The sequence below is a fragment of the Saprospira grandis DSM 2844 genome, assembly GCF_000275825.1.
In the GTDB taxonomy this organism is placed as follows: Bacteria; Bacteroidota; Bacteroidia; order Chitinophagales; family Saprospiraceae; genus Saprospira; species Saprospira grandis_A.
This window is the reverse complement of sequence record NZ_JH719942.1, coordinates 4,272,821-4,292,423: the sequence shown is the minus strand read 5'-3', so window position 1 is coordinate 4,292,423 and position 19,603 is coordinate 4,272,821. Positions and strand designations below refer to the sequence as shown.

17 protein-coding genes, 2 tRNA genes and 1 pseudogene are annotated in these 19,603 nt (G+C 41.3%); 10 read left to right on the top strand and 10 right to left on the bottom strand.

The features are described from left to right. Window positions 1–3: 3 nt before the first annotated feature. Together SAPGRDRAFT_RS19030 and SAPGRDRAFT_RS19025 are read right to left on the bottom strand one after the other, a co-directional pair. Window positions 4–1,161: an N-acetylmuramoyl-L-alanine amidase family protein gene (locus SAPGRDRAFT_RS19030; RefSeq protein WP_002661098.1), complete on the bottom strand. Its 1,158-nt coding sequence runs from the start codon at window positions 1,159–1,161 to the stop codon at window positions 4–6. 9 nt (window positions 1,162–1,170) lie between these two features. Further along, the gene (locus tag SAPGRDRAFT_RS19025) at window positions 1,171–2,607 is read right to left on the bottom strand and encodes a hypothetical protein (protein ID WP_002661097.1); all 1,437 of its coding nucleotides are present in this window, start codon (window positions 2,605–2,607) and stop codon (window positions 1,171–1,173) included. A 416-nt stretch (window positions 2,608–3,023) separates the two neighbouring features. Between SAPGRDRAFT_RS19025 and SAPGRDRAFT_RS19020 the strand changes: the two genes are divergently transcribed. Next, the gene (locus SAPGRDRAFT_RS19020; protein ID WP_002661095.1) at window positions 3,024–4,793 is read left to right on the top strand and encodes a T9SS type A sorting domain-containing protein; all 1,770 of its coding nucleotides are present in this window, start codon (window positions 3,024–3,026) and stop codon (window positions 4,791–4,793) included. A gap of 61 nt (window positions 4,794–4,854) precedes the next feature. Here the strand turns inward: SAPGRDRAFT_RS19020 and gldG are convergent, their stop codons facing one another. Next, entirely contained in the window at window positions 4,855–6,600 is a 1,746-nt protein-coding gene (gene gldG / locus SAPGRDRAFT_RS19015; protein ID WP_037350601.1) for a gliding motility-associated ABC transporter substrate-binding protein GldG, read from the bottom strand. A 510-nt stretch (window positions 6,601–7,110) separates the two neighbouring features. Between gldG and SAPGRDRAFT_RS19005 the strand changes: the two are divergent. Further along, a pseudogene (locus tag SAPGRDRAFT_RS19005) lies at window positions 7,111–7,611 on the top strand (NAD-dependent epimerase/dehydratase family protein); the annotation flags it as partial. 9 nt (window positions 7,612–7,620) lie between these two features. Here the strand turns inward: SAPGRDRAFT_RS19005 and SAPGRDRAFT_RS19000 are convergent. Continuing rightward, window positions 7,621–8,436: an IS5 family transposase gene (locus SAPGRDRAFT_RS19000; RefSeq protein WP_002657728.1), complete on the bottom strand. Its 816-nt coding sequence runs from the start codon at window positions 8,434–8,436 to the stop codon at window positions 7,621–7,623. A gap of 141 nt (window positions 8,437–8,577) precedes the next feature. Between SAPGRDRAFT_RS19000 and SAPGRDRAFT_RS18995 the strand changes: the two genes are divergently transcribed. Further along, entirely contained in the window at window positions 8,578–9,096 is a 519-nt protein-coding gene (locus SAPGRDRAFT_RS18995; RefSeq protein ID WP_216593852.1) for a hypothetical protein, read from the top strand. Between the two features lie 8 nt (window positions 9,097–9,104). On the opposite strand, the gene SAPGRDRAFT_RS18990 is transcribed toward SAPGRDRAFT_RS18995, so the two are convergent. Further along, window positions 9,105–9,560, bottom strand: a complete 456-nt coding sequence (locus SAPGRDRAFT_RS18990) for a hypothetical protein (protein WP_002661092.1) — start codon at window positions 9,558–9,560, stop codon at window positions 9,105–9,107. 291 nt (window positions 9,561–9,851) lie between these two features. On the opposite strand from SAPGRDRAFT_RS18990, the gene SAPGRDRAFT_RS18985 reads away from it, so the two are divergent. Both SAPGRDRAFT_RS18985 and SAPGRDRAFT_RS18980 read left to right on the top strand, forming a co-directional pair. Continuing rightward, complete coding sequence (locus SAPGRDRAFT_RS18985) at window positions 9,852–10,307, top strand: TM2 domain-containing protein (protein ID WP_002661090.1); 456 nt, start codon at window positions 9,852–9,854, stop codon at window positions 10,305–10,307. A 242-nt stretch (window positions 10,308–10,549) separates the two neighbouring features. Next, complete coding sequence (locus SAPGRDRAFT_RS18980) at window positions 10,550–10,999, top strand: TM2 domain-containing protein (protein ID WP_002661089.1); 450 nt, start codon at window positions 10,550–10,552, stop codon at window positions 10,997–10,999. Window positions 11,000–11,079: 80 nt separating this feature from the next. Here SAPGRDRAFT_RS18980 and argS read toward each other — a convergent pair whose 3' ends face one another. Continuing rightward, window positions 11,080–13,014, bottom strand: a complete 1,935-nt coding sequence (gene argS / locus SAPGRDRAFT_RS18975) for an arginine--tRNA ligase (protein ID WP_002661087.1) — start codon at window positions 13,012–13,014, stop codon at window positions 11,080–11,082. Between the two features lie 298 nt (window positions 13,015–13,312). Between argS and SAPGRDRAFT_RS18965 the strand changes: the two genes are divergently transcribed. The 3 genes from SAPGRDRAFT_RS18965 (at window position 13,313) to SAPGRDRAFT_RS18955 (ending at window position 16,537) form a co-directional block, all read left to right on the top strand. Further along, entirely contained in the window at window positions 13,313–14,254 is a 942-nt protein-coding gene (locus SAPGRDRAFT_RS18965; protein WP_002661085.1) for a hypothetical protein, read from the top strand. A gap of 4 nt (window positions 14,255–14,258) precedes the next feature. Then, window positions 14,259–15,206 (top strand): hypothetical protein, encoded by a 948-nt coding sequence (locus SAPGRDRAFT_RS18960; protein WP_002661084.1) that lies wholly within the window; start codon window positions 14,259–14,261, stop codon window positions 15,204–15,206. 923 nt (window positions 15,207–16,129) lie between these two features. Beyond that, entirely contained in the window at window positions 16,130–16,537 is a 408-nt protein-coding gene (locus tag SAPGRDRAFT_RS18955) for a hypothetical protein (RefSeq protein ID WP_156002023.1), read from the top strand. Window positions 16,538–16,619: 82 nt separating this feature from the next. On the opposite strand, the gene SAPGRDRAFT_RS18950 is transcribed toward SAPGRDRAFT_RS18955, so the two are convergent. Together SAPGRDRAFT_RS18950 and SAPGRDRAFT_RS18945 are read right to left on the bottom strand one after the other, a co-directional pair. Beyond that, window positions 16,620–16,693: transfer RNA gene (locus tag SAPGRDRAFT_RS18950), tRNA-Asp, on the bottom strand. Window positions 16,694–16,722: 29 nt separating this feature from the next. Further along, window positions 16,723–16,799 (bottom strand) — tRNA-Asp (locus tag SAPGRDRAFT_RS18945). 146 nt (window positions 16,800–16,945) lie between these two features. On the opposite strand from SAPGRDRAFT_RS18945, the gene SAPGRDRAFT_RS18940 reads away from it, so the two are divergent. Further along, on the top strand, window positions 16,946–17,905 hold the full coding sequence (locus tag SAPGRDRAFT_RS18940; RefSeq protein ID WP_002661082.1) for a threonine ammonia-lyase: 960 nt from the start codon (window positions 16,946–16,948) through the stop codon (window positions 17,903–17,905). 9 nt (window positions 17,906–17,914) lie between these two features. Next, the gene (locus SAPGRDRAFT_RS18935) at window positions 17,915–18,349 is read left to right on the top strand and encodes an acyl-CoA thioesterase (RefSeq protein ID WP_002661080.1); all 435 of its coding nucleotides are present in this window, start codon (window positions 17,915–17,917) and stop codon (window positions 18,347–18,349) included. Between the two features lie 43 nt (window positions 18,350–18,392). On the opposite strand, the gene SAPGRDRAFT_RS18930 is transcribed toward SAPGRDRAFT_RS18935, so the two are convergent. After that, on the bottom strand, window positions 18,393–18,863 hold the full coding sequence (locus tag SAPGRDRAFT_RS18930; RefSeq protein ID WP_002661078.1) for a ribonuclease H-like YkuK family protein: 471 nt from the start codon (window positions 18,861–18,863) through the stop codon (window positions 18,393–18,395). A gap of 193 nt (window positions 18,864–19,056) precedes the next feature. After that, window positions 19,057–19,602, bottom strand: a complete 546-nt coding sequence (locus tag SAPGRDRAFT_RS18925) for a SelL-related redox protein (protein ID WP_002661077.1) — start codon at window positions 19,600–19,602, stop codon at window positions 19,057–19,059. Window position 19,603 lies beyond the last annotated feature (1 nt).

Below are 19,603 nucleotides of genomic sequence, written 5' to 3'. Positions count from 1 at the left end.
GGCCTAATAATCTTTGATCAAGCCCTCGGCTAGCCAATCGGCTAAGGCTTGGCGGTTGGCGGGCAGCAAAATGCGCTTTTGGTCTTTGGGGTTTTGAATATTGCCCACCTCAATGAAGACGGGAGTGGGAATGACCTCTCTGAGCATGTGCAAATCGCGGGCTTTTACAGTGCCTTTATAGGCTCTAGAGGCCCGATGTTGCTTGTATTTTCCACGAATATGCTGATGCAAACGGCGGGCGAGCTCTCGGCCACGCAGACTTTCGGGATAATGGTAGAAAAATAGGTCGATGCGCTGTTTTTTAGAGCGAGAATCAATATGAATTTCGACCAAACGCTGGTAGTAAAGGCCTTTGCGCAAATTTTCTCGATACAAATCGTTAATCACATCAGAGCGTTGGCTGAGTCGTTCACTTTGGCCTTTGGGAATAGATTTATTGGGCCAGCAGCGCTCATCCCCATCTTTGGGCAAATACTCCAATTGGCGAATCCCGTCATTGGCATCTCGAACGATGAGGTAGACCAAAGCGCCATGCGAGAGCAGTTCTCGGGCCAGGCGCAACGTAATATCATAGGCATATTCGTCCTCGCAAATGGGTTTTCCCTTGTAGTTGGCCACCGCGCCGGGGTCGGGCCCACCATGTCCAGAAACCAAATAATAAACGGCACCGGCCAGGCGCTTATCTTTTAAAGGCACATCGGCAAAGTTTTTCCCTAAAATGGGGAAATGTCGCCCTTTGGGGATATGTTTTTCTAGGTTTACGGCACAGGCTTTTAGATGATGAGGGTACCAAAGGGGGGCGTTTTTAGTTTTGAAGCTCGTTTTTAGTCGAAATAGCTCCATACTTTCGTTGTAGCGCTCGATTTGTTTGGCTTTTTGCCAGCTCGAAATTCCTATGGTTGATCTAATCGATTGCCCATTATATTTATATTTTAAGATGGGGAGTTTATAGTTTTTGCCCACCATTAAATAGTCGGTTTCTTTCAGCTTATTGAGTTGGCAAAACTTTTTGAGGTTGCAAGGGCTGCGGTCTAGGCCATAGCGGCCCAAAAGGACCAAAATGCCATCGCCTCTTTTGGCGGTTACGCTCAAATAAGATTGGGCATTTAGGGGAAGCAGGCTGAGGAGAATAAGAAAAAGGGGGGCAAAAAATAATTTCATAATGAAGGATTAGAGTTGTTGAAGGAACCATCTTCTTTCGGTCAAAATGCTACAATCTTGAATTTGTTGCCGCAAGTTTTTTTTCTCTTGGCGGTCGTAGGGATTGAGCTGCAATAATTTGCGGCAGAAGCTAATAATATTGAGATAATTTTCCTGATGATAGGAGCGTAATTTTTGCGCTCTTTTTTTTCTATTGACAAAGGCTCGAAAGCTAGCCAAAAAGGATTCCAAAAGGTCAAATTCTTCTAGCGCATAATAAATTTTGAGCAGCATCACTCTGGCGTTGAGCTGCATAAAAAGGTCGGCAAACTCTTGTTGCAAAAGTAGTTCTTGCGCTTTTTCATATTGTTCTTTTTCCAGGGCGAGTTTGGCCCAAGAAAAGCGGGCATAGGCAGATTGATAGACTTTGGGCAGGCAGTTTTCATAGTCTTTAATAAATTGGGCCACCCAATTGTAGGCCTTAAGCCAAAGGCCCACGCTCACTATGTTTTTAAAGGCAAAAGGACTAATTTGGCCTTGTTCGAGCAATACATTTTCGCTTAGGCCAGCCCGATAAAGGGCAAACATTTCCTCAAAGTATTGTTCGTAGCCAGGCCGCTGCAAATTGACCCGCTTGGTACAAAAGTTTATGCCCAATTGATAAAGTTCTCGCAATTGACTGGCGGGCAAAATATTTTTTTCGCTTAAGAGCAGCGCCTTAAATTTTCGAAAATCTTCTTCGGCCTCTAAAGAAGATTGTAGTTGGTAACAATGGTAATAAAGGGCCAGGGCTTTGTCTTCTAATAGTTCTTCATGGGCCTCAATTTGGGCCAAAACAGCAGGCAGCAGGCCAAAATCATATTGCGTTTTATAGACAGCCTGATGGGCCAAAAATAAACAAGCTTGTCGCAATTTCCGCAAGCGATATTCGCTATCCAACCAATGCCCCAAGGCGGGCAAATTCTTAGGCGCATTTCTACTTTTTCCCGCTTTGGCTTCCTCCTGATAGCGCAATTTGGCCAAGGCATATTGCCCTTTTCGGTAGGCGGTTCCTCGTTCCGACTGCCGCTCCAATTGCCGCTCCCATTTTTGGCTTTGCTGCTTCAAATGCTTGCTCAAACCAATTTTTTGATAGGCCTGAGCCAAAAGTTCGGCCTTGTATAAAGGCTGCTCCTCTAGTTGCTCGGCAATTAAAAATTCCTCTATGGCTTGTAGCAAAAAAGATTGGGCATAGCGCAAAATCGAGTCTTCTTCCTTGCTATAGCTTCGTCCAAAAACGGCCTCAAATACCCGCGCTTTTCCCCAAGCTTTGGGCGGCGCCTCTGGCCCTTGCTCCTCCATATAGCCCCAAAGTGCCCAAAGATCTTCCCTTTGGTTGTGCGCCGGAGATTGTAGCCATTTTCTGAGGCCCAAGCGCTGGCTGGCCGAAAGCAAGGCAAATAAATGAATTAACTTTGATTTATACATTTGTTTTTATTTTGGGGCCCGCGGCCGGCTAGCCTTCGGCTAGGTCGGCCGCCGCTATGCTGCGCCGCTCGCAGGTCTGCTCGGCCCTGCGTTTTTTTCGCTGCGCTCAAAAAACTGGGTCTGGCGCTTTGCGCCACGGCTGCGCAGCGCTGGGCCAAATCTAAACGTTTTTAGGAAAACTATTTTTTGACAAAATTTGCCCAAAGATAAGTATAAAGCTTAAAAAATAAATTTCATTTTTGACAACAGCCCAAATTTGGCCCTCTTGCTTGCCTCAAGATTTCTTTTCTTTGTAATATGGAAATAGTCTTAAGCTGCCCCATTTTTTGAGCAGCAAATAGCCAACTAAAACTCTTTGCTCAAATCATTGATAATAAGCCAAGATTTCCCACCCCCACTGCAAAATAAAATACCTTATGAAAATCAAGCTAATTTTTCTTCTAGCCCTTTTTGCCTGCTTGGGCAAAGGCCAAGCGCAAAACGCATTCTTAAGCGGCAATTTGTATCAGGACCAAGACCAAAACTGTACAGTTTCTGCTTTAGATGTTGTTTTTCCGCAAGTTATTGTCTCCCTAACCGATTCTGTATCTGGCGAACAATATTTTGAAACAACCTCAGCCTCGGGCTATTACAGTTTCAATGTGCCCGCCGGATTATATAACCTAGAGCTGCATTTTCCCTTTGAACATGATTTGTATACAGCTTGTAGCTATAATAGTAGCCCTGTTTTACAGCCCAGCCAAAGTGATACGGTAAACATTTTGGTCCAAACAACTACCTCTAGAGCAATTCCCTTTGTAGAATTAAGTACAGATTTTATTCCTGATTGCGGACAGGCCGACTATCAAGTTTATATGGCCAATTTAGGCAGCAGGCCCCTGCTAAACGCAAATCTTTTTCTAGAGCTGGATAGTAACCGCATGAGTTTTGATTCTGCAACTACACAACTGATTGCCTTAGGAAATGAACGCTATCAATTAAATTTATCCTATTTGGGCCAAGGCCAAGATTCTGCCTTTCATTTTACTTTTTCGGTAAATACAAATTGTAATGATGAGCCAGGAAGTATGCATAAGGTCCGGGCAGAAATAGGACCGCATAGCAACAATTATACAGCAGGAGAATTAGCCCTTTCTGCCGATTGTTTGGGCGATTCTATTCGCTTTGTGGCCAGAAATGTTGGTGTTGCGCCCCTAAACAACCAAGCCCTGATTGTTATAGAAGATGATGTGATGTACAGCCAACCCAATATTGGCAGCTTAGATTCTTTGAGCAGCGACACGATTATTATTCCAACGAGAACGCGTTCTACTTATCGCATTCAGGCGCCACAAACGCAAAATAACCGCTTGCTTTCTAGTCAAATGAGTTGGGCCAGCTTAGAAGGCTGTAAGCCCGATGCGCAAGGAGGATATGATACAGGCTTTTCAGGACAGTTTTATCAGGATCATGCCTCGGCACATATTGCCTATGACGCCCAAGAAAGTCAGGCCCAAAGATCAACTAACTTTAGCCGGGCTTTTCCAAAAGGATATGGTAGCAACCAATATGTAGAGTTATTTACGCCTCTAGAGTTTCAGTTGCTTTATGAAAAGCAGGGAACAGATACCACTGCTGTGCTAACTTTGGTCGATACTATTTCGTCTTGGTTGGACCCCAGTAGTTTTCAGTTGGGCGCCCATAATTTGACCGATTTAGATTGGAGTATTTCTCAGCAAGGAATTTTATCTTTTCGCTTTAGCAACTATAATTTGGTCCAAGGGGACCGAGTTTTTGTAAATTATCAGCTTTATCCTAAGGCTACGGCCCTCAACCAATTGGCTTATCAGCAATATTTGGCCGTAGAGGATGGTTTGGCCAAGCAGCCAGCGCCCCAGATTTACAGAACTTTTGGCCAAAACTTTATTGTGACCAGCTATAGCCATGAATTGGCGGCTCCTTTGGCCCAAAAAGTAAAAATTTATCCACAGCCCGCTCGCCATAGCCTAAATGTAGAGCTCCTTTCGGGAGAAACAGGCCCTTTAGTGTTTGAAATCTACAATTTGCAGGGCCAATTGCTCCATCAACTAAGGGGAGAAGGTCCCCGCACACAACTAAGCTTGCCCCAATTGCCCAAAGGCATTTTGATTTATCGTTTGCGCAGCGATAAAAAATTGATCGATCAGGGACAATTGAGTATTTTTTAAAAAAGTATAGCGATAAAAACAAAAAGCGAGCAGGAAAACCTGCTCGCTTTTTTTAGCGCTTTTATTTTGTGTATCTGCGTCGGCGCAAATAATAATAGAGCAGGCCAAAAAGGCCCAAAATAATTAGGGGAAGGCCCAGATTGATAAATTGCCAGAGGCTTTCTTGATCGAAGGCGCGTTTTTGGTCCAAGGGCCGCAAACGAATCTCTCTGTTGCGGAGATTCACTAGGCCAGAATCATCTGTGAGGTATTCTACGCAGGCTAAGAGAAATTCTTGGTTGGCAAATAGTTTTGGTCCAAAATCAGGGAGAAAACCTGCGCCCAAGGGATAATGCCTTTGGCTGGAGGCATGATAATTATTATAAGCAATATCGCCATCAGAGATGACAATCATCTTGCTGGGGCGGCTGCTCATTCGGATTGGGTAGTTGCCTGCCTTTTTCCAAATTTCTTCGGCTCTTGGCGGCAGGCGATTTTTAAAGTGAGACTCAAATTCTCCTTCTAATAAAACGGCTACGTTTTGTGAGCCTTTGGTAAAAGCTTCTGGTCCAATAGCGGGATCAATAACGCCAAAGCCAATACGAGTAGGTGGATATTGCAGCTTACTATATTTAGAGCTTCTTAATAAGGGCGTCTTTTTTACATTTGTTTTTGTCCCCACCGTATCAATACTAGAGGGATATTTGGTCAAGACAAAATCTAAGTTTTTTACAATTGGGTGGTCAATGACCGATTTCCCTGTTTCTAGACGTTCTTGGGGCGTTGCAAAAGGCTTGACCAAAGGATAGTAAAACCATTTTGGATTTGATTTTTGGTTGGGGCCAGATCGTAGGCCGCCAAAAGCTGCGGCATCATAAGAGGCAATTAAATTATTATTGACCCGAACGCCATAATTAAAGAGCAACTTCTGAAGGTCGAGCTCTCTGGGCATAGGAACATGAATGCCGTTAGCTTTTCCTAGGCTGTCATCTTCCATATCTAGGGCATCGATCATCCAAAGAATGCGGCCCCCATTCATAACATATTGGTCCAATTTAAACTGATCGTCATAGCTAAATTTGCGTTTGGGTTTGGCGACCACCAGCAAACTCACCGAAGAATCAATTTGATTGAGGCGAGAGAGGTCCACATGTTTGGTCCCATAATTTTCAGACAAGGCTTTTTCAAAGCCATAAATATGGCGCAGCGGCAATTCTCCATGATTATTGATAAAAGCGACTACAGGTTTGCTTTTTAGTTGCAACTTTTTAATTGCCGCCGCAAATTTATACTCCAAACTATTGATAGAAGCAGAAATATCGCTGGGCTGATAATAGCCATCGCCTAGTTCAATCATATTGATGACTTCAAAGTTGTAGCCAGAGCGAACGATAGCAAAAGGGAAAACCAAAATCATTCGGCCCTGTCGAGCATCTTTAATTTGCAGGGGCATAATTTTTTGCTTGGCCAATTGTTGTTGCAAGGCTTTCACCTCTTCTTCTGTACCATCTAGGGGATTGACAAAACGATAATTGAGCATGCCGGCAGAACGCTCTTTAAATAATCCCATTAAATCTTTGAGATTATTTTGTAGGTGGCGAAAATCAGAGGGAAATTCTCCGTCTAATAAAATTTCAATGCTTACTGAAGCCGTATCATTGGGCAATTTGGCCAAAAGTTCTGCTGTAGCAGGATTGAGCGTAAATCGCTGGTCCTCGGTCAAATCAATTTTGCCATAAATAAAGCTGCCCAAAACATTCAACACAATAATGATGACGGCCATAAGGGCAAATTTTAGCAGAGAGTTCGCTGCTTTTTTAGATTTCATTGGATAACAATTAGAGATGTTTGTGGAGAGCCCAAAATTTTGAGCTCAGAAATACTAAGGGCCTCAAGATACAACCCTTTGGGGATTCTGAAAAATTTGTTCTTTAGCGAAAAAGGCCAAGAAAAAAAGGGGCAGAAAAATCAAACTGATTTTTCTGCCCCTGACTAATTGAAAGCCGCTAATTGAAAGGGTATTTGAGGGCCGAAGAAAAAAATAAGAGAAAAAAAGAGGGTTGTGCAAAAAAAGGGGAGCGAAGCGAGCCTTTTGGCCTAGCGATGCGAAAGGGGGCGGCGAAGCCGCAGACCCAGCAAAAAAACTTGTTTTTTTGCGCAGGGCCGAGCAGACCTGCGAGCCCTAAAGCGTAGCGCCGACGATCGAAGGGAGGCGGAGGCCCCAAAAACAGCCGCTAAAAATAAAAATGCAGCGATTTATGTTCTTTTTTCCTTTTTTTCTGTGGACTACTTTATTTTTTATGCTAGATCTTTGTTAGGCAACAAAAATAAAGGAATTATGCAATTGGATAAAAGCAAGCCAGTGATGGTAACGGGGGCTACGGGTTATGTAGCCGGATGGTTGGTGAAAAAATTATTGGAAGAAGGTTTGAGTGTGCATGCAGCCGTGCGACAGCCAGAAAACAAGAAAAAAACAGCGCATTTGGATGAATTGGCGGCGAATAGCCCGGGCGAAATAAAATATTTTAAAGCCGACTTACTCACAGAAGGCGCTTATTTTGAAGCCATGCAGGGCTGCTCAGTTGTTTTTCATACGGCTTCGCCTTTTGTTACCGCCGTAAAAGATCCGCAAAAAGATTTGATTGAGCCTGCGGTAAAAGGAACCGAAAATGTTTTGGCTTCCGTCAATCAAACGCCATCGGTACAAAAAGTAGTTTTGACCAGTAGTTGTGCGGCCATTTATACGGATGCTTCGGAGTGCAAAGGGCATCCGAATGGGGAGTTGACAGAAAAAATTTGGAATACAACCGCTTCTTTAAAGTATCAGCCTTATTCTTATTGAGTTTGTTTAAAAATTTCGTTTTAGGAAAATAAGTATAAAGGCTAAATAGTGTAGACTCGCCCAGTTGTCGGCTTTTCTTTCAAAACGAATGAGTAAAATTTTGAATGCGTCAATCCATGCGTTAGTTCGCTCAACAGAAAAGCGTTCTTTGTAAAGTTCCTCATCTATAATATCTTGATAATAAGCTTTTTTTCTATTTCTTTTGTTGTGGTCAATATTAGGGATAATGCCCATTTTTTGGCAGTTTTCTCTAAGTTTTTTGCTATCAAACCCTGCATCAGCATTCATAAATAAACCATCAGGAGAGATGTCTGAAAGCTGCAGATCGGCAAGCATTTTTTGGAAATGACTCTCGATTTCAAACAAATCATTATGGTTTCCCGCAAAAGGCGGAGACATAGCGATTGGCAGCCCATTTTTATCTGTGAGAAAGAGAGCATTTGTGGTTTTGGACTTTTTTCGGCCCTGATAACCCACAGCTTCGCCCCCTCTTTTCGCTGGGGTATGACTTCCGTCAAGCTGTATACTAGATAAATCTAAACAAGATTTTTCATGGGCTAGAAATTGGATCCACACTTTTTGCCAAATACCAGACTCGGACCAGCTATTGAAGTAGTAATATACTGTTTGCCAGCAAATTAGAACTTCGTCAAAAAAAGATTGTATCGGTAATTCTCTCCACTGACAACCTGTTTTAAGCCTATAAATTATCGCTTTAACAATTTGCCACAGAGGCGCTTTGGTTTTTCGAGCCAATTTTTTTTCGGGAAAAAATGCTAATATTTTTTCCGTAATAAATTCTTTTGATAAATTCACAACCATGTTGCAAAGCCTTTTTTTGTTTTTGTCGTAATCAACAATAATAAGCGCTTTGCAGCATTTTTTTTTGCCTTAGTCTAGCTGCTGACTAAAAAATTTAAACAAGCTCATTCTAAAACTTTGGCCGAAAAAAAGGCTTGGGAAATGCAAAAGGCGCAAAATCGTTGGGAGTTAGTGACGATTAACCCGGCATTGGTGATGGGGCCGCCTTTGAATCCAAAAGCAACGACTTCAGCAAGTTTTACGATTATGAAACAACTTGGCGATGGAACCTTTAAAATGGGCGCGCCAAAATTGGGAATGGGCATTGTTGATGTGCGCGATGTAGCCGAGGCGCATTTTCGGGCCGCTTTTTACTCCAATGCAAAAGGGCGTTATATTACGGTGGGGCACAATAGCGACATCTATACGGCCAGCCAAACTCTTTTGCCCAAGTATGAAAATTATCCTTTGCCCAAAAAAGTGGCGCCCAAATGGTTAATTTGGTTAGTGGGGCCAATGGTGAACTCGGCAATGACGAGAAAATTTGTGCAAAATAATGTGGGACATGCTTTTAAAGCCAATAACAACAAAATTCGTCAAGAATTGGGCATGGAATTTTTACCCTTGCAAAAAACAATGCAGGATAGTTTGCAGGCTTTAATTGATGCAAAAGTAGTATAGAAAAAATGCTAGGCGGCCTGTTGGGATCGGTAATTTTTTGCGGAAGGCGATAAAATTTCCCAAGCTTTTATTAAAATTTGATAGTAGTTTATCAAAAAACGATCAAATAAAGCTAGGGGAGTTTTTAGGGCCAGCAATTTATTTGTTTTTGGCTGCAGCGGGCTGTTTTCGCTCTTTTTTTGAGGCAAATCTTTTTGCGAAGCCCCTTTTAATAGGCCCAACTGCAAGAGTTGCTCATAAATTAGCTGCAGCTCCGAAACCTCCGCTGCAACTTCTTGCGGTTGGCCCAAAGCCTTAAAAATGAGTAGAAATTCGGCAAAGATAAATTTTCTACGGCCAATAAAATCCGTTAAGCCTTTGTTTCGCAATCGTTTGCGTAGGGTGGGATAAGAAATGCCGTAAAAGGCCTTGATCATTTTCTTGCTTATTTTATAGTCCCGCATTTTTTCTTGGAGCTTCATCATCGCTTGTATTTTTTTGTTGTTTCTAAAGTTAAGGTTAAAATTTTAGAGTTGCAACAGTTTGAAATACATTTTTTTTGTCTTTTTTGAAAAATATTTATCGTTGAGGAGAATCTCCTCAGCGATTTTTTTGTGTTGGTTTAATTGAAAGGGGCTAATTGAAAGGATTGAAATGTATTTTTTTACCTGTTGTGTAAAATATTGCAGTATGGTTAAAATAACTGCTGTTTATTAAAAAGCTTTACCTAAAAGAAGTTGATTTGCAAATCACTTTTTTACTAAAATCTATTTCAAATGAAACATTTTACTAGCTATCTTTTAGTCGCTCTTTTTACAATTAGTTTTAGTTTTTCTGCCTCTGCTTTTGAGTTGCGTTATAATCAGTTAGATGCTGTTCGTATAGAGCAGCAATTGGATCAGGCGATGCATAGCCAGAAGAAAGGAAAGAAATTGGGCTGGAAAAAACGTTTGGCGCTTAAGTTGGCCAAGAAAAAGCTGAAGAAAGCGGCTAAAAAATCAGCAGATGCGCCTAATACGCTAAAAGAAGGAGGTAATAGGAGTTTTGTGGTGACTGTTTTGCTGTCATTTTTCTTTGGCCTTCTAGGAATCCATCGTTTTTATTTGGGCTACCCACTGATTGGCATTGTTCAGTTGTTTACTTTAGGGGGATTTGGCCTTTGGGCGTTTATTGATTTCATCCTTATCCTTTTCCAAGTAGTTAAGCCTAAAGGTGGAGAGTATGATGATTAGATCTTGATAAAAAATAGGCTAAATATCAAAAAGCCCATGCAGCAATTCTGCATGGGCTTTTTTGATGCCTTTATATTGGGTAGAACATTTTTCACTAAAAATTTTGGATGTAAAAAAAAAAAACTATCTTCGCTCGTCGTTAACACTAATTAAATGTTTTTCTCGAAGTAGAGGAAAATCTTTTAGTACTTGAAAGAGCTATACCCTAGAAAACTTATTTTTTTTCTATAAAATTCATACTAATGAAACATTTTGTTAACTACCTTTTGGTAGCCCTTTTTACGCTTAGCTTCACTTTTTCTGCGGAAGCCTTTGAACTTCGTTACAATGAAGTAGACGCTGTTCGCACGGAGCAAAGCTTAGACGCAGCCCTTCACACAGCTAAAAAAGGAAAAAAGCTGGGCTGGAAAAAGCGCATGGCACTTAAAATAGCCAAGAAAAAATTGAAGAAAGCAGCCAAAAAAACTGCTGATTCTCCTCAAAAAGCAAAAGCTGGTAAAAGCTGGGTGGTTGCTATCCTACTTGCATTTTTTCTAGGTATGCTAGGTATCCACCGTTTTTATCTAGGCTATACCGTAATTGGAATTGTCCAATTGTTGACTTTTGGCGGTTTGGGTATTTGGGCTTTTATTGATTTCATCAGAATCATTATAAAAGATCTTCAGCCTAAAGATGGAGAGTATGTTGACTAATTATTAGTTTTCTCTCTAAGTAAAAAAGCCCATGCAGAATTTCTGCATGGGCTTTTTTGATGCCTTTTATAAATAAAAAATTACATCCGACTAGGCATTTTCATACCTAAAATAGCTCCGGCCTGCGCAATCACTTGAGCTACAGCCTGGCTAAGATCTAGACGGAAGCTACTCGCTTGAGGGGCCTCTGCATCTAGAATTTTTACGATATTCCAAAACTGATGATAAGTTTTGGCTAGTTGATAAAGGTAGTTGGCAATTTCGGCGGGATTATATTGCTCGGCTGCTCTTTGGACCAAATTAGGAAATAGCTCAATATTTAGTAGCAATTCTCTTTCGATAGGCTCCAATTTATGCTCGGCATAAGTGGTTTTGCTAAAGTTTTTATCCGCAAAAGCTCTTTGCACTGAGTTGCAGCGAACAAAAGCATTCTGAATATAAGGGCCCGTTTGTCCTTGCAAGTCAATAGACTCTTTAGGATCGAAGAGCATTCCTTTTCTGGGCTCTACTTTTAGAATGAAAAATTTTAGTGCGCCCAAAGCAACGGCCTCATGAATTTCTTTTTGTTCTTCCAAGGGCAAAGCGCTAAGCATATCGCGTTCATTAGAGGCTTTGGCCACCTCATCAATTAGCGTTTGCATCAAATCATCGGCATCCACCACGGTCCCTTCACGAGATTTCATTTTTCCTTCGGGCAATTCTACCATACCATAAGAAAGGTGATGGCAATTTTTTGCATAAGGTTGCCCAAGGCGGTTCAAAATTTCAAAAAGAACTTGAAAGTGATATTCTTGCTCATTGCCCACCACATAGACCATGCGATCCATTTTATAATCTTCATAGCGAAGCAAAGCGGTGCCCATATCTTGAGTGATGTACATTGAGGTGCCATCTTTACGCAAAACCGCTTTTTGGTCCAATTTGGCATCGGTCAAGTCAATCCAAGTAGATCCATCTTCTTTTTTGAAAAAGATCGGCGAATCACTTTTCAAATTATTTTCAACCAGTTCTTTTCCTTTGAGGTAGGTATTCGACTCATAATAATTTTTGTCAAAATCTACCCCCATGCGCTTATAGGTAGAAGCAAAACCGGCATACACCCAATTGTTCATTTTTTCCCAAAGGGCCTGCACTTCTGCATCGCCAGCCTCCCAAGCTTGTAGCATTGCCTTGGCTTTTTGGCCCAATTCGCTACTCTGATTGAAATAATTATTTTTATAAACAGACTTAAAAAAGTAAGCTTGCAGTGCTTCTTCTGTAGGCGCCGTCTTTTTATCTTTTGATTTTTTTGTCAGCTCTTTTACGGCCTTCTTATATTTTTTCTCATCGGCCAAAAAGGCCGCAAAAGCAGCTTGTCCAGCTTCAGTTGCCTGCCAAATTTTATATTCTGCCTGAAAAGCTTGCTCAAAGCGCACATAATATTTACCCACCAAATGATCGCCTTTCAATCCGCTGCTTTCTGGCGTTTCGCCTTCGCCAAACAGTTGCCAGGCTAACATAGATTTACAAATGTGAATCCCGCGATCATTGATAATTTGCACTTTTTTTACCGAATAGCCCGCAAATTTGAGCAATTCTGCAGTAGAATACCCCAAAAGGTTGTTCCGAACATGCCCCAAATGCAAAGGTTTGTTGGTATTGGGCGAAGAATATTCGACCAAAATTTCACTTTCTTTTGTTGCGCCTTGTCCATAAGTTGGATGAGAAAGCAAATCGGCCAACAATTCTTGCCAATAAAGGTCGGCAATTTCCAAATTACAAAATCCTTTGGCCACATTAAAGGCCGCAATTTCAGGACAGTTTTCCAACAAATATTGTCCTACTTCCTCAGCTACTTGCTCCGGTTTTTTACGAGCTGCTCGAACAAAAGGAAAAACTAAGACAGAAAGTTGGCCCTCAAAATTTTTAGGGGTTTGATTGATCTGTAGTTGTTTGTCGGCCAAATTTTCTAGGCCATAAAGCGTATTCAATCCCTCTTTCAGGGCCGTTTTGAGTCTTGTTTCTATATAAATCATTCCTTAAGCTTAAATTTTGTGCAAATAAAACCTTTGTTGATGGAAAAGAAAAGCTTTGCCCCTAAAATCTTATTTTTTTGGAGGAGTATTTTGTTTTGGGGCCTCCGCAGCAAAGCTGCGGCGCTACGTTTCGCAGCTCGCAGGGCCGAGCGAATAGCGAGCTGCGAAACGACAACAAGAACTTTAGTTCGCAGTTCGACGACCAAAGGGAGTAACCGCCGACGAGCGAAGCAAGGCGGAGGCCCCAAAACCATAAAATAAATAAACAGAAAAAAGTCATCCTCAAAAAAATATCCCCATGGCAAAGCAATTACAAAAACAGCAGGAGAAGCAGGGTTTAGGAGCAGTACAAGGACAAAAAAACAATATTGAATCTACGGAGGCCGCTTATCCGATGAGTTATACGGCGGGTTATGAAAATGGCTATGAAGCTTATCCTCCTTTATATGGGGAGGGTGAACTGGCTGAAGTGGATCAAAAACCAAATTTTAAATTCCCTAAAGAGTTATTAGAAGAATATCGAGAAAAATATCCTTATTTTGTTAGTTATATCGAAAACAATATTAAAAATGATTTAATGAATAACGAACTGATTCTGGAGGCCTTGGAACGATTTTCAGGAGGAAATCTTACCCCAGAACAAGTTGAAAAGGATGCAACTTGGGGTGAAGGTAGTAGTCCGTTAATCGTTATTAGAGATATGACTGACGGGCAAAACGGGCAGTATGTACGAGGACATGGTTCGGGAGGAGAAGGTGTTTTTGAACAGGCTAACAGTGAACATTATATAGTGTTGGATGAAACTTTAATTATTGCATTTGAAGAAGAAATGTCAAAGCAAAATAAATCTACAGACCTTGGCAAAAAAGCAAGTTTACTAGTTATTATGAGTACATTTTGGGAGGAGTATGTTCATTATGGAGATGGTAGAGACGGTATAGACTATGATGAGGTTAATGATATCCCCAAAGAAAAAAATTTGGATTCAGAAGGAGATGGTTATGATGAATTTGACGAAGGAAATGCCGCAGAGTCCTATATCCTTGGAAATAGAGATATGATTTTAGGTAATACTATAACACCAATGGATAAAACTTCTTTAATAGAAGCTGTTCAGACTTTATTTTCTGTAGAAAAAGGGAAATTATTTGAATTACAACCTGATGGTAGGGCTTTGCCAACAAAGGATGCACCAGAGCTGAAAAACCCCTCTATTATTCCAACCTTGCCAAAACGGTAGTTTAATGAAAGCAATAGCATTGATTTTAGCTGTTTTAAGTAGCTTAAGTTTTTTGCATGCTCAAGAAGATTTGGAAGACGAATTTGAGCATTATTTTTCTGAGCTTCAATGCAAAGGCTTAAGGGATGCAAAGCGGACTATGGAGGAAAAGATGTTGCAACAAATTATAGATGGAGCATCTTTAAAGCCCTTTTTATTGGCTAGAAAGAAAAATCAGGCTTATTTAAGTCTGCGCATTTTTGATCAAACCGCTTCTTTTGCTGCACTGCGCTTGTGCAGAGCTGGAAAGCCGCTCTCAGTAGCAAAAGATTTTCCAAGGAATATCAATGCAGCCCCTTTTTTTGATCTTATCATTTTAGAGCGGAAGAAAATTGGCAGTATAGAACAGCTAGCGTTGTTTTTTTGTAAAATGGACTGTAGTGCAGAAAAACCTCATCTGGCTAAATTTTATTTTGACACGCAAGGAGATACCCCTATTTTACTGGCAGAAAATATTTTTCCTCTGTCTGAAATAAACTTCGGAGATGAGCTACCTAAAGTAAAGGCCAAAAGAGGCCAACAAATGGCTAGGGAGCTCAAAAAAAAGGATGAGTTTTTGTCCGCCATTTTTAAAAGTAGTCAATTTGTAGAGTTGGTGCGTAAAAGTCAAGATTTAGGCAAGACTAATTTGCGTCTTATTGATGATGAAGGGCAGTTCCAGGCAGCAAAACAGAAAAATTTTACAATAATGGATACAATTCCATTAGATGCGAATATCAGGACAGATCATTTAGATATTTTTATTAGGAAAGCCCTTGGCCCCAAAAAACTTATTCGCATAGAGTTGTTTTTTTATGAAAATAGTTGCTTGCAAGGGCATAGGTTGTCTAATCCCTACATTTACAATTTCTATTTTAAAAAATTGGGCAGAAAACTAAAAATTGTTGCTGTGGAGCAGGGTAGCGCTTCTTAAATGATTGTCTGTGTAAAGAGCGGGCTAAAGCCCTTCTTTGCTGGAAAATGGGAAAGGTTTTATTCCATTTTTTATGAGCCGATGGTTTTAACCATCGGCTCATTTTTTTGGATGTAGAACAGCCTCCCTTTTTTGCTGTGGGTTTTAACCCACTGGTTCTAGAAAAGCCAAGAAAAAACAAGCAGCCCGAAAAAGCGAACAAGGACTTTCTCCGTCAGTTCGCTCAAGTCAGCAACCCTGGGCTTCAGCCCAGGGCATAAATAATAGCAATTGTTTTCATTTCTGAATTTTTAGTGTGGAATTATTTTTCCAAGAAAAAATAATCGCTCAAACCACAACAGCCCGAAAAAAATCCCCTCGCAGGAGGGGATGACAATTTTTGCTTAGCCTAGGGCCTTGGCCCTAGGGTTCCTATGAATTTTATGGACGCTAACAATAGAAGTTGTTTTTTAACTCTGAATTTTTTTGTGGAGTTATTTTATGGCCATGGGCTGAAGCCCATGGTTGTGGGTCTATGCAAACTGGCGGGCTGAAGCCCTTGTTTGCTGGAAAATGGGAAAGGTTTTATTCCATTTTTTTTTGGATGTAGAATGGCCTCCCTTTTTGCTGTGGGTTTTAACCCACTGCTACTAGAAATCGTAGAGAAAAATAATCTTCTCAAAACCGCCGAAGAAAAACAATGGCCTGAAAAAATTAGATGAGCGGATGAGGGATGGATAGCAGTGGCCGAAGGCCAGACCCAGTTTTTTGAGCGCAGCGAAAAAAACGCAGGGCCGAGCAGACCTGCGAGCTGCGACACAGCCCGACCCAAGCGAAGCGCAGGGGCAGCCCAAAAAAAAATAAAAAAAATAAAAACTGTACAGATAGGTTGGCCAGTTGTGCTTTTTCTTTGAACTATTGAAGAAAAACTAAAACGAATGTCTATGTCAGTAAGAATTTACCTCCTCAGTGTATTTAGCTTTTTGATTTTTATGGGAAACCTGCAAGCGCAGGAAGAATATGACCAATTTCGGATAGACTGTAATTATATGAATGTGTATAGCCCTATAGAAGAGTCCTGGGGGGGCTGGGAAGAGTCATCCAATACTTTTATATTAAATCATGGGCCGAATAATGACATTGCTCAATATAAACTTGATGGTAGTCGTAGAATTCTTCGGCGAATATCTGGAGTAGAAGAGGGAGAGACAGAAGATGGCCTGAAATACCAGCTTATGACTGTGGTAGATGAAGAGGGATCTGTTATTGCCTTTCAAATTTTTAATGAAAAACGCTTTGGTGTTCGGTTAATATGGACTGACATTGATTTGATTATTCTTCTTAAACCGTAACAAACAAAAAATGGCGAATAGATTTTCCTATTCGCCATTTTGCATAAAAAAAGCCGCAACTTTCGTTGCGGCTTTAAAAAAGCGGTCTGGACGGGACTCGAACCCGCGACCCCCTGCGTGACAGGCAGGTATTCTAACCAACTGAACTACCAGACCTTATAGGTCTTCTTTTTTAAGAAAAAAATTGGCGGTCTGGACGGGACTCGAACCCGCGACCCCCTGCGTGACAGGCAGGTATTCTAACCAACTGAACTACCAGACCAATTTTTTATTTTTGCTTTCCTTTGAGAGCGGCACAAATATAGAGCGTCTTTTTGGTTTTTCCAAAAGCATTTTGGAATTTTAGGCTTGTATTTTTACAATCTGTTAACAACTGCTTGATTAAGAAGCACATATTTTTTAAAAAAAATGTCAGTACATCTTCCAACTATATTGTCTGCCGAAAATATTAGGCGACGGCAAGCGCTTATTCGGCCTTATCTAAAAAAAACGCCCTTGCTTCAATCGGAGAAAATAAATGCCTTGGCGGGCTGCAAGATTTATTTTAAGTGTGAAAATTTTCAGCATACTGGCTCATTTAAAGTTCGGGGAGCATTTTCGGCGGCCTTGCTTTTATCTGAAGAAGAGCGAAAAAAAGGATTGTGCACGCATTCCTCGGGCAATCATGCGCAAGCAATTGCCAAGGCGGCGCAGCTCTTGGCTTGTCCGGCCTATATTGTGATGCCTGAAAATGCGCCCGCCTTTAAACAGCGGGCCACGGCAGAATTGGGGGCCAAAATTCGTTTTTCTCCGCCCACTACAGCGGGACGTGAAGCAGCTTTGGCCGCTTGGCAAAAAGAAACGGCCGCACATTTTATTCATCCCTACAATGATTATGAGGTTATATTGGGCCAGGCAAGTTGTAGTTTAGAAATTTTGGAAGAGCTTTCGGATATAGATGGAATTTTGGCGCCTATTGGTGGGGGAGGGCTTTTGAGTGGCGCTTTATTATCGGCCCATTATTTTCGGCCCAAACTCAAGGTTTTGGGCAGTGAGCCTCTGCTTGTCAATGATGCTTATTTATCTTTGGCGGCGGGAAAAATCATTGAGAACAAGCGAACGGATAGCCTTGCAGATGGTTTGCGCACGACAATTCGACCAAAAACCTTTGGCGTTTTTCAAGAATTGCTTTCGGAAATTATTTGTGTAGAGGAAGAAGAAATTATCTTAGCGCTCCGTCTGATTTGGGAGCAACTAAAAATAGTTGTGGAACCTTCTTCTGCGGTTCCCCTTGCGGCTTTATTAAAGCATAAAGCGCGTTTTAAGGGCCAAAATTGGGCAATTATTTTGAGTGGGGGCAATATAGATTTGGATCATTTGCCCTTTTAAATTTTGTTTATGCGTGTCAAATTACCCCTAGCCAAGCGCTATCCCTTTGAAACTCCTCTTTCTATTCGCGTCAATGATTTAAATTACGGCAATCATTTGTCTAATGACCGTTTTCTAACCCTGGCCCATGAGGCGAGGATGCGTTTTTTTGCCCTATTGGGCTATAAAGAAACCAATTTTGCTGGAGAAGATCTCATTATGTCTGATGCGGCCCAAATGTTTTTAGCCGAAGGTTTTTGGGGCCAAGAAATTATTATTCAAATTGCCGTAGGTGATATTTATAGCCTCGGTTTTGATTTGCACTATCGCTTTTTGCGGCCCGAAGATCAACAGGAAATGGCCCGCATCAAAACGGCTTTGCTTTGTTATGATTATCAGGCCAAAAAGTTAGTGCGCCTGCCCAAGGAGGCAGCCGAAAAATTAGAAAAATATCAGGGCTTTTAAAACAAAAAAAAACGCCTAGCCAATTTGGCTAGGCGTTTATCATTTAAACGACTTTATCCGCACAGCTTGAGCTGGCAAAAGCATGAGGTTTGGCTTTAAATTCATAGCCCATACCTCGAATATATCCCATGGCTTCTTTTAGGGCCACATTAGATTTAAAATTGCTATCTGTGCTGATGTCTGCATGAACTTCCAGTTGCACCCCATGGGCCGCAAAGATGTCAGTCAATTCATAAGCCACCGCAACCGATTTGGCTACCTCTGTAATCATTCGCTCTCGAATGCTCATTTGCCCAGTTTGCAGCTCTGGCTTAATGTACATAAAACCACCCTTGCCCTTACGCAGAAAAACAATCACCGTTGCAAAACTGATTTGCTTGCCTCGCACCTGCGAGTCTGTTCCAATGCAAACCTTTACGTCATGGCCCTCGGCCAGTTCTTTTGCTAGGGTTTTGTCGACGGCTTCCTTAATAGGGAGCAAAATTCGACTTCCGTTTAGTTTTCGCCAATTCATTAGAATAGGATTTTGGGCGACCTAAGCCGCTGTCATAATAATCATGTGCTTTCGTTTTTTATTGAAACACAATCACTTAAACTACGACGAGCTTTTTCAAGTTCCCAAAGCCCTGATTTATAGGCGATAATATATTTCCTTCTTCTTGTCCTTGTTTTTAAGTACTTGTTAATTAGCGATTTAGCTTATTTGCTTAATTTTCTTTTAGGGCCAAATATTCGGCAACAATTTCTAGGTAATTGGCTCTTTCTGCAGCAAAGCTATGTATAAAGGCCAATTTGATTTCCCCCGCTTCCAAAATAAAAACACCAGGCATCTGGCTAATATTTCCATACTCTTTACTAATGCTGGGCAAACTAAAGCCCTCGGACAAAGCCTTCATGCCGCCCACAAAAACTTTTAGTCCATACAACTGACTAAAGGTCCCTTTCTTCAAACCAAAATAAGCATACAAACTTAAATCGGGGTCCGAAACATGACCAATATTAGGCAGTTTAAAATTACGGAGGCGTTTTGTGGCTAGCTCCTCTTGCGCCATATGGATAATAATAGGCAAAATGCCCTGCCCCTCAATTTCTGCCCGCACCTTAGATAGGTCTGACATCGTTTGCTTGCAAAATGTACAACCAAAATGACGTAAAAAAATAAGCAAAACAGGCTGCTTTTGCGAAAGCTCCAAAAGATGTTCATCTTTCTGAGTATATATTGCCTCTAGTATTTCTGGATCGACTTGTATCATA